Source organism: Sulfitobacter sabulilitoris (assembly GCF_005887615.1).
Lineage (GTDB): Bacteria > Pseudomonadota > Alphaproteobacteria > Rhodobacterales > Rhodobacteraceae > Sulfitobacter_E > Sulfitobacter_E sabulilitoris.
The window spans coordinates 722,518-738,178 of sequence record NZ_VANS01000001.1; the positions used below are offsets into that span (position 1 = coordinate 722,518).

15 protein-coding genes are annotated in these 15,661 nt (G+C 61.6%); 7 read left to right on the top strand and 8 right to left on the bottom strand.

Annotated elements, in window-relative coordinates; genetic code table 11:
* Nucleotides 1-158: 158 nt before the first annotated feature.
* The 3 genes from FDT80_RS03330 (at nucleotide 159) to FDT80_RS03340 (ending at nucleotide 5,593) form a co-directional block, all read left to right on the top strand.
* Entirely contained in the window at nucleotides 159-3,401 is a 3,243-nt protein-coding gene (locus tag FDT80_RS03330; protein WP_138660806.1) for a CHASE domain-containing protein, read from the top strand.
* A 132-nt stretch (nucleotides 3,402-3,533) separates the two neighbouring features.
* Nucleotides 3,534-5,183 carry an ATP-binding protein gene (locus FDT80_RS03335; RefSeq protein WP_138660807.1) on the top strand — a complete coding sequence of 550 codons (1,650 nt, stop codon included), beginning with the start codon at nucleotides 3,534-3,536 and terminating at the stop codon, nucleotides 5,181-5,183.
* A gap of 23 nt (nucleotides 5,184-5,206) precedes the next feature.
* Nucleotides 5,207-5,593, top strand: a complete 387-nt coding sequence (locus FDT80_RS03340; protein ID WP_138660808.1) for a response regulator — start codon at nucleotides 5,207-5,209, stop codon at nucleotides 5,591-5,593.
* Nucleotides 5,594-5,681: 88 nt separating this feature from the next.
* Here FDT80_RS03340 and FDT80_RS03345 read toward each other — a convergent pair whose 3' ends face one another.
* Nucleotides 5,682-6,038, bottom strand: coding sequence for an Hpt domain-containing protein (locus tag FDT80_RS03345; protein WP_138660809.1), 357 nt, complete (start codon nucleotides 6,036-6,038; stop codon nucleotides 5,682-5,684).
* 26 nt (nucleotides 6,039-6,064) lie between these two features.
* A complete protein-coding gene (locus FDT80_RS03350) occupies nucleotides 6,065-7,057 on the bottom strand; it encodes a response regulator (RefSeq protein ID WP_138660810.1) in 993 nt (330 codons plus the stop codon).
* 525 nt (nucleotides 7,058-7,582) lie between these two features.
* Here FDT80_RS03350 and aroQ point away from each other — a divergent pair.
* Both aroQ and FDT80_RS03360 read left to right on the top strand, forming a co-directional pair.
* Nucleotides 7,583-8,020: a type II 3-dehydroquinate dehydratase gene (gene aroQ / locus FDT80_RS03355; protein WP_138660811.1), complete on the top strand. Its 438-nt coding sequence runs from the start codon at nucleotides 7,583-7,585 to the stop codon at nucleotides 8,018-8,020.
* A 5-nt stretch (nucleotides 8,021-8,025) separates the two neighbouring features.
* On the top strand, nucleotides 8,026-8,775 hold the full coding sequence (locus FDT80_RS03360) for a LuxR family transcriptional regulator (RefSeq protein ID WP_138660812.1): 750 nt from the start codon (nucleotides 8,026-8,028) through the stop codon (nucleotides 8,773-8,775).
* 372 nt (nucleotides 8,776-9,147) lie between these two features.
* On the opposite strand, the gene tsf is transcribed toward FDT80_RS03360, so the two are convergent.
* Together tsf and rpsB are read right to left on the bottom strand one after the other, a co-directional pair.
* On the bottom strand, nucleotides 9,148-10,023 hold the full coding sequence (gene tsf, locus FDT80_RS03365) for a translation elongation factor Ts (RefSeq protein WP_138660813.1): 876 nt from the start codon (nucleotides 10,021-10,023) through the stop codon (nucleotides 9,148-9,150).
* Between the two features lie 75 nt (nucleotides 10,024-10,098).
* Nucleotides 10,099-10,971 carry a 30S ribosomal protein S2 gene (rpsB, locus tag FDT80_RS03370; protein WP_138660814.1) on the bottom strand — a complete coding sequence of 291 codons (873 nt, stop codon included), beginning with the start codon at nucleotides 10,969-10,971 and terminating at the stop codon, nucleotides 10,099-10,101.
* A 280-nt stretch (nucleotides 10,972-11,251) separates the two neighbouring features.
* Here rpsB and FDT80_RS03375 point away from each other — a divergent pair, with 280 nt between their 5' ends.
* The gene (locus FDT80_RS03375) at nucleotides 11,252-11,836 is read left to right on the top strand and encodes a PA14 domain-containing protein (protein WP_138660815.1); all 585 of its coding nucleotides are present in this window, start codon (nucleotides 11,252-11,254) and stop codon (nucleotides 11,834-11,836) included.
* Here the strand turns inward: FDT80_RS03375 and olsA are convergent.
* From olsA to FDT80_RS03390, 3 genes are all read right to left on the bottom strand, one after another.
* Nucleotides 11,827-12,669 (bottom strand): lyso-ornithine lipid O-acyltransferase, encoded by an 843-nt coding sequence (olsA, locus tag FDT80_RS03380; RefSeq protein WP_138660816.1) that lies wholly within the window; start codon nucleotides 12,667-12,669, stop codon nucleotides 11,827-11,829. The genes FDT80_RS03375 and olsA overlap by 10 nt on opposite strands.
* Nucleotides 12,666-13,484 carry an L-ornithine N(alpha)-acyltransferase gene (olsB, locus tag FDT80_RS03385; RefSeq protein WP_246039821.1) on the bottom strand — a complete coding sequence of 273 codons (819 nt, stop codon included), beginning with the start codon at nucleotides 13,482-13,484 and terminating at the stop codon, nucleotides 12,666-12,668. The genes olsA and olsB overlap by 4 nt, the downstream gene beginning before the upstream one ends.
* A 95-nt stretch (nucleotides 13,485-13,579) precedes the next feature.
* Complete coding sequence (locus FDT80_RS03390; RefSeq protein ID WP_138660817.1) at nucleotides 13,580-13,762, bottom strand: DUF3553 domain-containing protein; 183 nt, start codon at nucleotides 13,760-13,762, stop codon at nucleotides 13,580-13,582.
* A 27-nt stretch (nucleotides 13,763-13,789) separates the two neighbouring features.
* On the opposite strand from FDT80_RS03390, the gene FDT80_RS03395 reads away from it, so the two are divergent.
* Nucleotides 13,790-14,386 (top strand): histidine phosphotransferase family protein, encoded by a 597-nt coding sequence (locus tag FDT80_RS03395; protein ID WP_138660818.1) that lies wholly within the window; start codon nucleotides 13,790-13,792, stop codon nucleotides 14,384-14,386.
* Here FDT80_RS03395 and FDT80_RS03400 read toward each other — a convergent pair.
* Entirely contained in the window at nucleotides 14,383-15,660 is a 1,278-nt protein-coding gene (locus FDT80_RS03400) for a glutamate-5-semialdehyde dehydrogenase (protein WP_170311775.1), read from the bottom strand. The two genes, FDT80_RS03395 and FDT80_RS03400, sit on opposite strands and share 4 nt — an antisense overlap.
* Nucleotide 15,661: the final 1 nt, after the last annotated feature.

Sequence of the window (15,661 nt, forward strand, 5' to 3'; positions counted from 1 at the left end):
CTGACACATAATTTTCGACCGGTTTTTCTTGATTTAGTTGCATTGTCCGATCAGCACTCTATCGTGGGGAAATTCCGTTCGGATACCAAACCCTTCCCGCGCCCCGGCAGAATGTCCGGACCCCGGCACGTGATCGGATAACAGGCAAAGGGGATGTAATGAGTCGTTTATTCTGGGTTCCAACCGGCGTTGTGGGCCTATGTCTGGCAGCAACCCTGACCACGGCTCTTTGGACAGAACGGACCAGCAAGAGCCGCGTCGAAGACGCGTTTCACAGCGTGACCGAAGACAACAAGAGCGCGCTGCAAAAGCGCCTGACGGATTATGCACAGTCGTTGAACGCCGCAAGCGGGCTGATCACCGCGTCGGACGCCGTGGTCCAGCAGGACTGGGCCAATTTCGTCACGGCGCTGAATATCGATGAAAATCTGCCCGGCATCAACGGCATCGGCTGGATCGTTCCGGTCGAACCCGGACAACGGCAGGAGTTCCTTCGCCAGGCCGAGGCGGATGGCATCGAGGGGATGAAAATCCACCCCGAGACCGCGACCGAGTCCACTTTCGTCATCAAGTACATCGAGCCCCTGGCGCCAAATATCCAGGCGCGCGGCCTCAACATCGCGTTCGAAGAGGGCCGCAGGACAACGGCGATCCGCGCCCGCGAGACCGGATTGCCGCATCTGACGCCACGCATCCTGCTGGTGCAGGACGCCGCGAAAACACCGGGCTTTCTGCTGCTGCACCCGCATTACGACCGCACCGTGGCAACCGCGGACGGGCGCGGGGCGTTCCAGGGTTGGGTCTATGCCCCGTTCATCGGGTCGCGCACCCTGCGAAACCTGTCGCCCGCGCAGTCGAAATTCTTTTCGTTGTCGGTTTATGACGGCGCGCAGGCCGACCAGGACCTTCTGATCTATTCCACGCTGGCCAATCCGGCTGAAGCGATCGACAGCGACTGGACCCGCAGCGCGTCGATTTCGCTACTGGGGCGCGAATGGCTGCTGGTCTGGAACAGCACGCCTGCCTTCGACGCCGCGCAGCAATACCACTACGCCACGTTCTTCGTCGCCGGGAGCGGTCTGCTCCTGACGGCTTTGCTGGGGGCGCTGGTGACCGTGCTGATGCACCGCGAACATGCGGTCAGGCGGCTGGTCGGGGTGCGCACGCGACAGCTCGATGCCAATGAGCAGCAGAACAGATCGATCATCGATCATGCGATGATGGCCATCCTGGTGATCGACGCCAATGACGTGATCCTGTCGGCAAACCCGATGACCGGGCAGATGTTCGGACAGGACGAAACCCATCTGATCGGTCAGCCGCTGCAACGGCTGTTGGGCAGGCAGACGGGGGGGCAGGGCCAGTTGCCGCGCCAGATCGTATCGCGCACCGCCCAGGGCCAGCGGCTCTTTCTCGACGTGCGCATGTCGACTTGGCAATCGAGCGCGAATGAAAAACTGGCAACCGTGATGCTGCTCGACGTGACCGAGGAACAGATCGGCGCAGAACGTCTCGCCATCGCGGAAGAGCGGTGGAACGCGGTCCTCGTGGGCGCGGATATCGGGGTCTTCGACATCGATTTGCGCACCGGGAAATCGATCGTGTCGGACACATGGAAGCGGTTGATGGGTGTCCCGCCCACAGACCCCGTGACCGATCCGCAGGCGGTGTTTCTGAAGCGCATCCATCCCGACGACCTGCCTGCGTTGCAGGCGGCGGACCGTGATTGCATCAGCGGCCAGTCCGACCGGTCCATTGCGCAGTACCGGATCAGTTTCGGTGACGGACACTGGCGCTGGATGCGGTCCGATGCGACCGTGGCCGAACGCGACAGCGACGGGCGCGCGGTGCGGTTCCTTGGGGTTCAGACGGATATCACCGAACTGCACGATGCCCGCGAGAAACTGGAGGCCAGCGAGCTGCAATTCCGCACCGTGCTCAACAACGCGCCAGTGGGCATGGCGATGTGCGCGGCCAATGGCGGGTTTATCGGCGTCAACGCCGCGATGGTCAAGCTGACCGGTCACAGCGAAGACACGCTGAGCACCTCCAAGCTGCACCACATCATGGTCCGCGAAGACTTCAAGCACCTGTTGTCGGAGGTGCGCGACCTTCAGGCGCGCAAAATCAACGCCATCGAAGGCGAATACCGCCTGATCGACTCCAACGGCGACGAGCTTTGGACCCTGGCCAGCATCGCCTGGACACTCGATCCCGCCAGCGACGATCATATTTTCATCCTGCAATTCCAGGACATCCGCGAAATCAAGAAAGTCGAACGGATGAAGACGGAATTCGTCTCGACCGTCAGTCACGAGTTGCGCACGCCGCTGACCTCGATCAAAGGGGCATTGGCGCTGCTGATGGGTCAGTTCAGGTCGGACCTGCCCATGGCGGCCTCGCGACTGATGAACATCGCCCAGAACAACACCGACCGCCTGATCGAGTTGGTCAACGACATTCTGGACATGGAAAAAATCGCATCGGGACAGCTTGAATTCCAGTTCACCACCGAAAACATCGCCGATCTGGTCAGGGATACGGCCACGCAGATGTCGCCCTTTGCCGCCCAGCACAAGGTCACGCTGAAGGTCGAAACAAGCACGCCGCCGCCCTTGGGCGATGTCGACAAGGGCCGGTTTCAGCAGGTCGTGGCCAACCTTGTGTCCAACGCCGCGAAATACTCGTATGACGACACGGTCGTCGATATCCGCATCCAGCGCAGAAACGGCGAATTCCGGGTACGCGTCACCAACCAGGGACCGGGCGTGCCCGAAGCCTTCCGCCACAAGCTGTTCCAGCCGTTTCAGCAGGCCGACAGTTCGGATACCCGCAGCAATGGCGGCACCGGCCTTGGGCTCAATATCACCAAGCTGATCGTGGAGCGGATGGGCGGCCGGATCGGATACCGCAGCGAACCCGAAGGCGAAACAAGTTTTTGGGTGGTCCTGCCAGAGACCAGCAGCAGCAGAAAGGCCGACATCGTATCGCTGCATGGCAGCTATGACGCATCGCAGGCGCCGGTGCGAATCCTGCACCTCGAAGACGACGTGGATTTCGCCGAGGTCCTTGCCGACAGCTTTGGCAAGCTGGCGGACATCACGCCGGCGGCAACCCTGGCAGAGGCCCGCAAGGCGATCCGCTTGCGCAAGTTCGAACTGATCATCATCGACTGGGATCTGCCTGACGGCAACGGGATGGAGCTTCTGGAGACGCTCGAGGCACGGGGCATCGACGTGCCGGTGATCGGGCTGTCGGCCTTTGAATCCGGCGCGCGCAACGACCGGATAACCACCGAACTTGTCAAAAGCCGGTCCGAATTGTCCAAAGTGGTCGCCAAGGTGCTGCAGGTCGCGAACCGGCAACGCGGCATCGACCGGGCTGGCCGAAATGCATCATGACGACACAAAATCACGTCTGGACCTCAATTCCGCCGCAATAAAACGGCGATATGGGACAGATTGAAAACACGAAGATCCGCCGCTCCGTTTAAAGGGGTATGAGCATATCTCGAAGGCGGGAAAGGATTGATTATGGCGGTTGCCACAAATGCGAAACGACGTTTGAAGCGCGCGGGACTGGCCTTCTCGGCAGGCCTTGTCGCGCCCACGGCCGTTGCCGCGGGCGATCTGTCCGTCGCGCTCATTCCGCCGATCGCCGCGGCGCCCTTGCTGGTCGGGTCGATCGGCGCACTGACCGTCGCGGCCTTTTTCCTGGTGAAGGCACGGCAGATCCGCAAACTGACCGAAGACATGCAGCACCAGATCATGGCGCTCAACGAACATTCAATCGTGTCGGTCACCGATGACCGCGCGCGGATCACCTTCGTGAACCAGAAATTCTGTGACAGCTTCGGATACAGCGAGGACGAGGTTCTGGGCCAGGAGGCCAGCCTGATCTATCCCGAGGAAAAGTTCGAGAAGTTCGTCAACGTCCGCGACATGCTGGCCGAAGGCAAAAGCTGGTCGGGGGAAATGCGCCTCAAGCACAAGAACGGCGCGCCGATCTGGACGCGCACCACGATCTATCCGCTGTTTTCCAAAAAAGGCAAACACGTCAGCAGCATTTCGGTGCGTACCGACATTACCGACAGCAAGACCTCGCAAGCCGCCCAGAACATCCGCGAAAGCCTGCACATGCTGCGCGATCAGGTGTTCGTCTTCGATGCCGCGACATTGCAGTATGTTTATCTCAACCGCGCCGCCCTGCGCAATTTCGGCTGGACCGAAAGCGATTACATCGGCAAGCGGGTCGGCTCGCAGCGGGCGAATTACGATCACAGCGATTTCATGCGACGCGCGCAACCGCTGTTGCAGGGCAAGACCGAACAACTGATCTATGAGTTGGACATCAAGGACGTGCCCCACGAGATCACGCTGCAACTGATCCCCTCGCACACCGGGCGCGCCCAGTTCGTGGCGATTGCCCGTGACATCTCCGAGCGTCAGGCGCTGGAAAAGACCAAGGATGAATTCATCGCCACTGTCAGCCACGAATTGCGCTCTCCCCTGACCTCGATCAAGGGCGGGCTGGGGCTGGTTCTGTCGGGGGCCACCGGCGACATCCCAGACAAGGCGCGCAACCTGCTTGATATCGCGCACCGCAACGCCGACCGCCTCGTGCTGATCATCAATGACATGCTGGATCTGGAAAAGATCGCGGCGGGGCAGATGCCCTTTACCATGCAGCGGGTGGACGGCGCCGAACTGCTGCGCGATGCGGTGGCGGCAAACACAGCCTATGCAGAGAAATACAAGGTCCGGATCACGGCCAAGGGGCTGGAGGACGGCACGCAGATCGAATGCGATCCCGACCGCATGTTCCAGGTTCTGACCAACCTTTTGTCCAACGCGGCCAAGTTTTCGACACCCGGCGACGAGGTCGTGGTGGAACTGCAAGAGACCGATGATGCAACGATCCTGCGGGTCACGGACACCGGCGCGGGCATCCCCGAAGAGGCACAGGCCTCGATCTTCGAGCGGTTCACCCAGGCTGACAGTTCCGACCGCCGCGCCAAGGGCGGCACCGGACTTGGTCTGAGCATCGTGAAAGCCATTGTGGAACGCCATAGCGGTACGATAGACATGCGTAGCCGAGAAGGCGAAGGCACCAGCTTTATCATCAACCTGCCGCGCAAGCAGGTTGAAACCTACCCAGCCCCGGCGTTGCACATCGCCGGCTGACACTGAAAGGGCAGACGACCGCCATGACCACACCTTTGACCGTTCTGCACGTCGATGACGACGACGACATCCGTGAAATTGCCTTGTTGGCGCTGGAAACCGTCGGCGGACTGAATGTGACCCAATGCGCATCGGGCGCAGAGGCGCTGAAGGCGGTCAAAGGAATGTCGCCGGACGTGTTTCTGCTGGATGTGATGATGCCCGAAATGAGCGGCGAGCAATTGTTCGCGGCCCTGCGCGCGATGCCGGAATATGCGCATGTGCCGACAATCTTCATGACCGCGCGCGTGCAGCCTGACGAAATCGTCGGTTTTAAGGAGCTTGGCGCGGTGGATGTGATCGAAAAACCCTTCGATCCGATGGCGCTGTCGGATCGGGTGATCCAACTGGTCGAGAAGGCCAAGGCGTGATCGCCGGCTGCGTCGCGCTGCGGTCGCGCCGATAAGCACCAAGAATAGCGATGGACGAGGGGCAGGGGGCCGGCGCAGGCCGATCAGATCACTCTGCCGCCATTTCCATCCTGTGTGAATTCACGATCTGCGCGCCCAGTTCGATAAGCGCATCGGTCAACTGCTCGATCTGTGTCAGATCGGCACCGCCGCCCTTGCCCGCGCCGATCGTCTGATCGAGCGTGAGCGCGATCTCTCCCAGTTCTGCATAGCCGACGGTGCGTGCTGTCCCGGCGATCTTGTGCGCCTCGGCCTGGATACCGGCCAACGCGGCATCGCGGGTCGCGGCCTGACCCAATGCGTCGAAATTCAACTCCATGCTGTCGAGCCTTTCATCCAGCACGGACAAAAAACGCAAACGAATGCGGTTAAGACTTGCCTGTAGCTTTGGATCGACTGCTGCCATGGAAATATCGTCCTCGTTCGTTCTGATCAGCCTGCAAGATGCGACATCGCGCCGCGGCCCGAGTCGTAGCCACCGGCCGCTTTGCTGTCGGCAGCAGGCGAGATTTCCACATTCGTGATCGCCTGCATGATGGCGCGTTTGGTCCCGTCACCCGCCCGGAAGGTCAGCCGGGTCGGCGCGCTGATCCGCAAGGTCACCGTCATAGGGCGCCCGTCGTTATAGCTTAGCTCCATCATGTTCAGCGCATGATCGACTTGCGACAAGACGACCTCGGGCGATACGGAATGCGCCCCGGAGGCGATGCAGATGAAGACGCCGTTGCCCGCATAGGACAACAAGGATTGCATGAACGGCAGGGAGGTGATGATCGCCTCGGCCACATCGGTGATCATGCAGGTGTATTCGAACCCGGACATGGAGCCGTGCAGCCGTTCTATGTCGTTGATCTTGAACGCGATGACCGACGATCCGAACAGCGAACTGCGCCCGAGCTGCGCAAGGTAGTTGTACATCGACGGCATCGGGATGACCCCATCCACATCCTTGACAGGATAGGCTTCCTCGACGCGGATCTTGTCTTCGGCCAATGCTTTCTGGCGGACGGCCTTGGCCGAAAACACCTTGTCGGACAGACGTTTCTGGCCGTCCGACAGGCTTTGCGCGACGCGCAGCCGCGCACCCAGTTCAACGATATCGAAGGGTTTGGTCACATAATCCGTCGCACCGGCGCGGAACGCGCGATCGATGTAATGCTTCTCGGACATCGCGGTCAGCATCAGCACCGGCGTTTCGCGATAGCGCGGCATGGCGCGCAGCCGTCCGCACAGTTCGATCCCGTCCATGCCCGGCATCTGGATATCGAGCAGGATGCAGTCGAAAGGCTGCCGATGATCCTCGACCGCCGCAAGCGCATCCGCACCGGTTTCCACCGTTGTCACATCCGGATACCCGGTCGACCCAAGAACCTCGTTCAGCAACTCAAGGATGATGGGGTCGTCATCAACAGCCAGGATTTTCATAATATCTGTCCTTGAGAACTGGGGTGGTGCCCGCGGGGTGCAAATCTATCCATCATTTCGCTTTAAGAGGGATTTTGGCGGTCAACTTGGGCAGAATTATGTCATTCTGCCTGGATTGTCCGATTTCAGGAAACCAAATTCCATTTTTTTCAGTCACATAGTAAGAAAACGCGCAGACACGCCATGTGCCTGAGAATGCCGGCGGCGCTGCTTGCAGGGTTTTGGGAACGAACGGTCCAGATCCTGACGATCAGCAGAAGGAAGGCCGGATTGGCCCGCGCAAACTATCTTGGGCTCCCGTGGTTCATCATTCGACCTTCAGAACGAACCGTTCGCCAAGCCACCATTGGCGCACCCGCCACTTTCATGGCAGTTCAAATAGTTACATAATACTGATTATAAGAATTAGTCGTACAGTGCGTGCCACGCCCTGCGCCCAAGGATGGATGCAGATGCAGCATGACTGGACAGATCGTGGCGCCGACGTCTAAGGATAGGAATCTTACAACTGAATGGGCCCTGCGCATGACATCCGTCCTTATCCTCAATGGTCCGAACCTCAATCTTCTGGGCCAGCGCCAGCCAGAGGTCTACGGCAACACGACGCTGGACCAGATCGAAACCCAATGTCGTGCCGATGCCAAGGCGCTCGGGCTTGATGTGGACTTCGTGCAATCCAACCATGAAGGTGCCCTGATCGACCATATTCACGGCGCGCGCAGCGCTCATGGCGGTATCATTCTGAATGCCGGCGCCTATACGCACACGTCCATCGCACTGCGCGATGCCATCGCATCCGTTGCCATGCCGGTGATCGAATTGCACCTGAGCAATATCCACGCCCGCGAACCGTTCCGGCACCTGTCGCATATCGCCCCCGTGGCGCTGGGTCAGATCTGCGGCTTTGGCGCATATGGATACACCTTGGCCCTCTTTGCTATCGCGCATCATCTAAAGGACTAAGATCAATGCGTAAGTACCTGCATTTTATTGCTAACTGCCAAAGCATCGAAGAGTTGTGGGACGCGCATACCGCGAAAATGGCCGGCTACGGGTTTGATCGTTTGCTCTATGGTTTCACACATTACCGCACCTCGGCCTCCTTGGGCGACTCAGAGGATTTCATCGTCCTCACGAACCATTCCAAGGAATATCGCGACGTGTTCATAGGTCAGGGCCTGTACGAACATGCCCCGATGGTGCGTTGGGCCCTCGACCACGATGGCGTCGGAAGCTGGGGCATGCTGCGCCAGATGCTCGACACCAAGACCATGACTGCCGATGAAAAGAAAGTCTTTGAATTCAATCACAAGATGGGTGTTGTTGCCGGCTATACCATCAGCTTCAAGGCCGTGTCCGCGCGGTCCAAGGGGGCCATTGCGCTGACGGCCAAACCCGGTCTGACCCAGGCCGACGCCGATGCAATCTGGGCCCGACATGGCGATGACATTCACCTCATCAACATCATGGCGCATCTGAAAATCCTCACCCTGCCCCATTCCGGACCGAACCGCAGCCTGACGAAACGCCAACGCGAGGCGCTGGAATGGGTCGGCGACGGCAAGACCATGCAGGACATCGCGGTGCTGATGGGGCTGACCTCGGCCACCGTGGAAAAGCATCTGCGCCTGGCCCGCGAAGCACTGTCGGTCGAGACAACGGCGCAGGCTGTTCTCAAGGCGGCCTTCGCAAACCAGATGTTCATACTAGATCGTTGATTTAAAACATTTTTAATTCCGGGTAAGGAATCCCTGACTTCCCTGACCCTAGGGAAAGTGGCATCATGGTGGCGTTCCCGTGAGTGGTGGCTTTGGCCATTGGGACACCGGACCGAACCCCGCGCGATTTCGTGGCTCTGCGGCCCGACCGGTTTGACCGGACCCCGACCCGAGGGTTCATACTCGACTCTTGGGTCGGACCCTTGGCGCCTGCTGTCTCCATCCCCGGATGACATTCATCGCGCTGCAAGGCGGGGCCGTCCGGGGGGGCGGCCCCAATCTGTGCGTACCGCCATGCCAGATCGCCGGACATGAAAAAGGGCGCGGCCCGATCGGCGCCACGCCCTTTCCGTCTTGTCCTGACCAGTGCGATCAGCCCTTTGCGGCTTTTGCCACTTCGGCGGCAAAATCTTCCTTGATCACTTCGATGCCTTCGCCGACTTCCAGACGCACGAACCCGGTGATCGTGGCGCCGGCCTCCTTGGCCGCCTCGCCGACGGTCAGGTCGGGGTTCACGACGAACTGCTGGTTCAGCAGGGTCACTTCGGACATGTACTTTTTCATCCGGCCCACGATCATCTTCTCGATCACGGCCTCGGGCTTGCCGCTTTCGCGCGCAATGTCCATCTGAACCTGCTTTTCCTTCTCCACCACGGCCGGGTCGAGGTCGTCCTCGGACAGGGACGCGGGGTTCACCGCGGCGATATGCATCGCGACCTGCTTGCCGAACGCCTCGTCGCCGCCGGTCATCGCGACCAGAACGCCGATCTTGCCCATGCCGGGTGCCGCCGCGTTGTGGACGTAGGACACGACCGTGTCACCATCCAGCACCGCCATGCGGCGCACCGACATGTTCTCGCCGATGGTGGCGATCTTGTCGGTTATGATTTCGGACACCGGCTTGCCACCCATGTCGGCGTTGTTCAGCGCGTCGATGTCGCTGACCTTCAGCGCGACCTTGGCGATGCCCGCGACCATCTCTTGGAACTCGGCGTTCTTGCCGACGAAATCGGTTTCCGAATTCACCTCGACCGCGACGCCATGACCGCCGTCGACGTTGACCGCAACCAGACCTTCGGCAGCGGTGCGGCCGGATTTCTTGGCCGCTTTCGCCAGACCCTTGGTGCGCAGCCAGTCAACCGCCGCCTCCATGTCGCCATCGGTTTCGGTCAGCGCCTTCTTGGCGTCCATCATGCCTGCGCCGGTGCTGTCGCGCAGTTCCTTGACCATAGATGCTGTGATTGCCATCTGTTGGTTCTCCTTGAAATGCAGATCAATCGGGGCAGGCCTGCCCTGCCCCGCGTATCAAATCCGTGGCGCCGATCAGCTGTCGGCCTTTTCCACGGTTTCCTTGGTCGATTCGATGTCGAGCGGCGCATCTTTCGACATCGCGTCGTTCGACACGGTCTCGCTCGATGCGTTGCCGACCTCGACGCCGGTGCTTTCGGCAAGCACCTCTTCCTCGGGGGCTTCTTCCATCGCACCCAGGTCGACGCCAGCGGCGCCCAGTTGTGCGCTCATCCCGTCAAGCGCGGCGCGCGATGCCAGGTCGCAATACAGCGCGATCGCGCGGGCCGCGTCGTCGTTGCCAGGAATGATGTAGTCGATGCCATCGGGCGAGCAGTTGGTGTCGACCACGGCCACGACCGGGATGCCCAGCTTGTTGGCTTCGGCGACGGCCAGCGCCTCTTTCTTGACGTCGATGACAAAGATCAGGTCCGGACGGCCGCCCATTTCACGAATACCGCCAAGCGACGCCTCAAGCTTGCCCTGGTCACGCTCCATGCCCAGACGCTCTTTCTTGGTCAGACCCTCAAAGCCGCGCTCGGATTGCTCGTCGATGTTCTTCAGACGCTGGATCGACTTGGACACGGTCTGCCAGTTGGTTAGCGTGCCGCCCAGCCAGCGGTGGTTCATGTAATATTGCGCGCATTTCTCGGCGGCATCCGCGATCGGCTGAGCGGCCTGACGCTTTGTGCCGACGAACAGGATGCTGCCGCCCTTGGCCACGGTGTCGCGGATGACCTGCAACGCCTGGTCCAGCATCGGGACGGTCTGCGTCAGGTCCATGATGTGAATGCCGTTGCGCGCGCCGTAGATGTAGGGACCCATGCGGGGGTTCCAGCGCTGCGTCTGGTGGCCAAAGTGAACGCCTGCTTCAAGCAATTGGCGCATGGAGAACTCAGGAAGAGCCATGTCGGTATACCTTTCCGGTTTTATCCTGGGGCGGGGGTTCAAGGCATGTGCCTCAACCGGCGGACGCTGCGGGATGTCTCCCCGAAGTCGCCCAAACCCCGCCTTGGGGTTTCAGTAGCGCGCGTATAGGACGAAGGGCGCTGGCGTGCAAGCGGTGATTTGACCGCCCGCGCCGCGCGCGCGAGGCCACGCAGATGCGCGATGGCTCTGGACAGACTCGTGTCTTTGGGGGCACTCTTGTGTCATCCCCTGTCCATGCTCCCTGCACAAAGGTGTCATCGTGCCACACGCTCTCTCCTCCGTTCTGTCCGCTCTCGCCATCGCGCTGCCGGGCGCCGTTCTTGCCGCGCCCCTGATGCTCAGCCCGGCCGATCCGCAGCCGCAGGCCGGTGACCTGTCGCCGGGGCTGGCGGTCAGCTACGCATATCCCAGCGACCTCAGGACGCTGGCCGACGCATCCGCCGCGATCGAGAAATCCGGCCGTGCCGGTCCACCGCTCGCGGCGCTGGATTACGAGGATAACTCCGAAGGCGATCTGACGCTGACTGCGCGCACATCGCAGAAGGTCGCGGCGTCGATCAGCGGTTTTATCCGCTTCGATGCGCCCGGCATCTATTCGATCAACCTCATCAGCAATGACGGAATCCAGGCGCAGATCGGCGGGCAGCAAGTGGCGCTGTATGACGACATCCACGCCTGCGAACCAGCCGGCGCGCAGGAGGTCAGCGTGCCGCAGCCCGGCTGGTACACGCTGGAGGCCACGTATTTTCAGCGCAAGGGCACCGCGTGCCTGATCATGGAATGGCAGCCCGAAGGCGGAACGGTAAGCGTCGTGCCGGCCACGGCCTTCGCGCATCAGCCCTGACCCGGGGCATCGCCCGGCGCCGGCCTGTCGTATCCTGACCGGATGGCCGCTTCGCAAGCCCGGGCGAGTGTCTTGCGGCTGTCGAAATCGGCCGCGGCCAGAGGCCTGTGATAGATCACCTCGACGCGGCCATGGCGCGGCGCGCTCAGCATCCGCAAAAGATGTCCGCCAAAGGTCATCTCACCCCACCAGCCATAAAACCGCGGATCCGCGCCGACGGGGGCGTGATAGCGCACCGTCACCGGCTGCACCACGGCTCTGCGCCTAAGGTTCTGACTAAAGAAAGATGCGAAAAGCGTTGTTTTAAATGGCAAAATTCGCAATCCATCCGTGCTTGTCCCTTCGGGAAAGAAGAGCAGGCGATGCCCGGCGAGCAGCCGCTCCTCTATCAGGGAGGTCTGTTCGCGCGCGCGGGTCCGGGTCCGTTCGATGAACACCGTGCCCGTGGCGCGCGCCAGCCAGCCGATGCCGGGCCATCCGGCGACCTCGGATTTCGACACGAAATAGATCCGCTTGCCCGCGTTCAGCACGAAGATGTCCAGCCAGCTTGCGTGGTTCGCGACCACCGCGCCACCGGCACGCAACGGGTCGCCCGACCGGACGTAATGCAACCCCAGGATGCGCAGCGCGCTGCGACATACGAAAACCGTGATCGACGGTGTGACGGGGCGCCGCACGCCACACAGCGGGCGTTCGATCGTCCGCACCACCAAGAGCACCCCAAGCCCGCCGAACACAAGCAGGCCCATCGCGCCGCCGCGCCACAAAAGTCTGATCCAGCCAAGCGGCCCCGGCGCGTCGTGGGCGATCCGGCTGCCGTCATCCCATATCATGCAGCGCCGCCTTTGCCTTCCATAGCCGGGCCGCCCTGATAGAGGCGCACCTGACGCGGGTTCATCCGGGCCGTATCGAGAACAAGGCAGACATCGGTCGTGTTGAACGCATGATCGACGAACGCACCCTGCCCCACGAAACCGCCAAGCCGCAGATAGGCCTTGATCAGCGGCGGCACCGCGACCATCGCGGCCCGCCGGTCGATCGACGCCTCCGGCAACAGGTCCATCGGCTGGTGCGCATCGCCGATTGCCTGCACCCGAAGGCCCTCGGGGGCGAGGTGCCGATGATGCAACAGCGACAAGGGCTGCGCCAGCGCGCCGATATCCGTACCGTGAAAGCTGGCTGCCCCGAACAGGACGTCGATCCGGTGCTGCGCGATGTATCGCGACAGCCCTTGCCAGAGGTACATCATGGCCGCCCCGCCGCGCACCTTAGGGTGCAGGCACGAGCGCCCCAGTTCCAGCAACCGCCGACCGGAGCCCGTGAGCGGCGCCAGATCGTATTCGTCCGCACAATAGAACTGCCCCGCGGACTGCGCCTGGTCCATCCGCAAAAGACGATATACTCCAACGACTTGCGCATCGAAATTATCGCAAAGGATCATGTGATCGCCATAGGCGTCGAACCGATCGCACTCCAGTCGGGCCGCATGGTCCACCTGTGCGCCGCCCCCGCCCAACTCGGTCACGAAAACATCATAGCGCAGACGCTGCGCGGCGCGCAGCTCCGCCTCGGTGCGGGCCAGTCTGACGGAAAACCGGGCATCCGAAGACTGCTTCCGCTCGTCCGCTTGTGAAATTCCGGTCTCCACCCGTCGCGCCCTCGCCTGCCGCTTTTCTCGCCCCAGAGCGGACAAGAAAGTGTATCACTCAACTCAAGGATGTGTTAATGATTTGGAAACCATGTTCAGGCATCAAAAACCGGTATCAAGGCAATTCGGGAACTCTCAATGACGACCTTACCTTTATCACGGAAATTGACGGTGACACGACCGCTGATGTTGCTTTGGACCTGGCCAACCCCCCAATCGGGCTGTCCGGGATGCCGGACCAGCATCCCCGGCGACAAGATGGCATTCAGATCTTCCATGACACACCCTTTCACGGCGGGGCTCTGATGGGCCAGAGCACAATCGACATCGGCACCCTGATCGGCAGCCGCATCTGTCATGACCTGATATCGCCCATCGGCGCGATCAACAATGGGCTCGAGCTTTTGGACATGTCGGGCGGCGCACCGGGCCCCGAGATGGATCTCATCGCCTCCAGCGTCAGCAGCGCCAGCGCGCGCATCCGGTTTTTCCGCATCGCCTTTGGCGCGGCAAGCGACAATTCGATGGGCCACGACGAAATCTGCTCGATCCTGAACGATATGACACAGGGCGGACGCCAGAGCGTGGAGTGGGGCGTATCCGATGCCCAACCGCGCAGCGAGGTCAGAATGGTTTTTCTGGCGCTTCAATGTCTCGAAAACGCTATGCCCTATGGCGGCAGGATCGAAATCGACAAGACCGGGGACACCTGGACGCTTCATGGCATGGCCGACAAGCTGACCGTGAACGAGGAGATCTGGACGATCCTTGCCACCCGCGACGCGCCCAGCACGCTTCAGCCCGCGCAGGTGCAGTTCGCCTTGTTGCCCCTGATCGCAAGGGACGAGGGCCGCCGCGTCATCGTGGACAGCGGCCCCACCCACATCAAGCTCAGCTTTTAGCCGCGAACGGTGCCATCGCCGGTGACCAGGTACTTGAAGCTGGTCAGTTGCGCCGCCCCCACCGGGCCGCGCGCGTGCATCTTGCCGGTGGCGATGCCGATCTCGGCGCCCATGCCGAATTCGCCCCCGTCCGCGAACTGGGTCGAGGCGTTGTGCATCAGGATCGCGCTATCCAGCCGCGACGTGAAATGGCCCACCGCGCCGTCATCTTCGGTCAGGATGCATTCGGTATGATTTGAGCCGTACTGACGGATATGCGCGATTGCCGCGTCGATGTCCGGCACGACCTTGGCTGCGATGTGCATGTCAAGGTACTCGCGTCCCCAATCCTCCGCCGTGGCCGGGGTTGTGCCGTCGATCGTGGCCAAGGCACCGTCGGCGTGCACCTCGACCCCGGCATCAAGCAGCGCCTTGATCACGCCTTGGCCGATGGTTTCGGCCACGTCCTGGTGGATCAGCAGACATTCCGCCGCGCCGCAGATGCCGGTGCGCCGCGTTTTGGCGTTCAGCACGACTTTCAATGCTTTCTCGGGGTCGGCGTCCTTGTCGATGTAGATGTGCACGATGCCTTCGAGGTGGGCAAAGACCGGCACGCGCGCCTCGCGCTGGACAAGACCGACAAGGCCCTTGCCGCCGCGCGGCACGATCACGTCGATGGTGTCGGTCATGGTCAGCATCTCGCTGACCGCGGCGCGGTCGCGTGTCGGAACAAGTTGGATCGCGTCCTCGGGCAGGCCCGCGTCCTTGAGCCCTTTCACCAGGCAGGCGTGCAATGCGCGCGAGGAATGAAAGCTTTCGGAACCGCCGCGCAGGATCACCGCGTTGCCCGCCTTGACGCACAGCGCGCCGGCATCCGCCGTCACGTTGGGGCGCGATTCATAGATCACGCCGATCACGCCCAGCGGTGTGCGCACACGCTTGATATGCAATCCCGAGGCCATGTCCCATTCGGTCAGGACCTCGCCCACCGGATCCGCCTGCTCGGCGATGGCGCGCAGGCTGTCCACGATGGCACGCACGCGGTCCTCGTCCAGCGTCAGCCGGTCCAGCATCGCGCCCGACAGGCCCTTCTCGTCGGCGGCCGCCAGATCCTTGGCGTTGGCCTCGAGAATGGTCTCGCGCGCGGACCAAACGGCATCTGCGGCGGAAATCAGCGCCGCGTGCTTGCGCTCTGCGGTGGCATGCGCCAGCTCGGCGGCGGCGGCCTTGGCCCGCGTGCCGATGTCGGCCATCAGCGCGGGAATGTCAGTGTCGGTAGCGGAATGATCGTTCATG

Excerpts from the sequence above, each read along its gene's own strand:
- FDT80_RS03335 (WP_138660807.1), top strand. The coding sequence starts at position 3,534 with ATGGCGGTTGCCACAAATGCGAAACGACGTTTGAAGCGCGCGGGACTG.
- aroQ (WP_138660811.1), top strand. The coding sequence starts at position 7,583 with ATGACATCCGTCCTTATCCTCAATGGTCCGAACCTCAATCTTCTGGGC.
- FDT80_RS03340 (WP_138660808.1), top strand. The coding sequence starts at position 5,207 with ATGACCACACCTTTGACCGTTCTGCACGTCGATGACGACGACGACATC.
- rpsB (WP_138660814.1), bottom strand. The coding sequence starts at position 10,971 with ATGGCTCTTCCTGAGTTCTCCATGCGCCAATTGCTTGAAGCAGGCGTT.
- FDT80_RS03360 (WP_138660812.1), top strand. The coding sequence starts at position 8,026 with ATGCGTAAGTACCTGCATTTTATTGCTAACTGCCAAAGCATCGAAGAG.
- FDT80_RS03395 (WP_138660818.1), top strand. The coding sequence starts at position 13,790 with ATGGGCCAGAGCACAATCGACATCGGCACCCTGATCGGCAGCCGCATC.
- olsA (WP_138660816.1), bottom strand. The coding sequence starts at position 12,669 with ATGATATGGGATGACGGCAGCCGGATCGCCCACGACGCGCCGGGGCCG.
- FDT80_RS03390 (WP_138660817.1), bottom strand. The coding sequence starts at position 13,762 with ATGGAAGATCTGAATGCCATCTTGTCGCCGGGGATGCTGGTCCGGCAT.
- tsf (WP_138660813.1), bottom strand. The coding sequence starts at position 10,023 with ATGGCAATCACAGCATCTATGGTCAAGGAACTGCGCGACAGCACCGGC.
- FDT80_RS03350 (WP_138660810.1), bottom strand. The coding sequence starts at position 7,057 with ATGAAAATCCTGGCTGTTGATGACGACCCCATCATCCTTGAGTTGCTG.
- FDT80_RS03400 (WP_170311775.1), bottom strand. The coding sequence starts at position 15,660 with ATGAACGATCATTCCGCTACCGACACTGACATTCCCGCGCTGATGGCC.
- FDT80_RS03330 (WP_138660806.1), top strand. The coding sequence starts at position 159 with ATGAGTCGTTTATTCTGGGTTCCAACCGGCGTTGTGGGCCTATGTCTG.
- FDT80_RS03345 (WP_138660809.1), bottom strand. The coding sequence starts at position 6,038 with ATGGCAGCAGTCGATCCAAAGCTACAGGCAAGTCTTAACCGCATTCGT.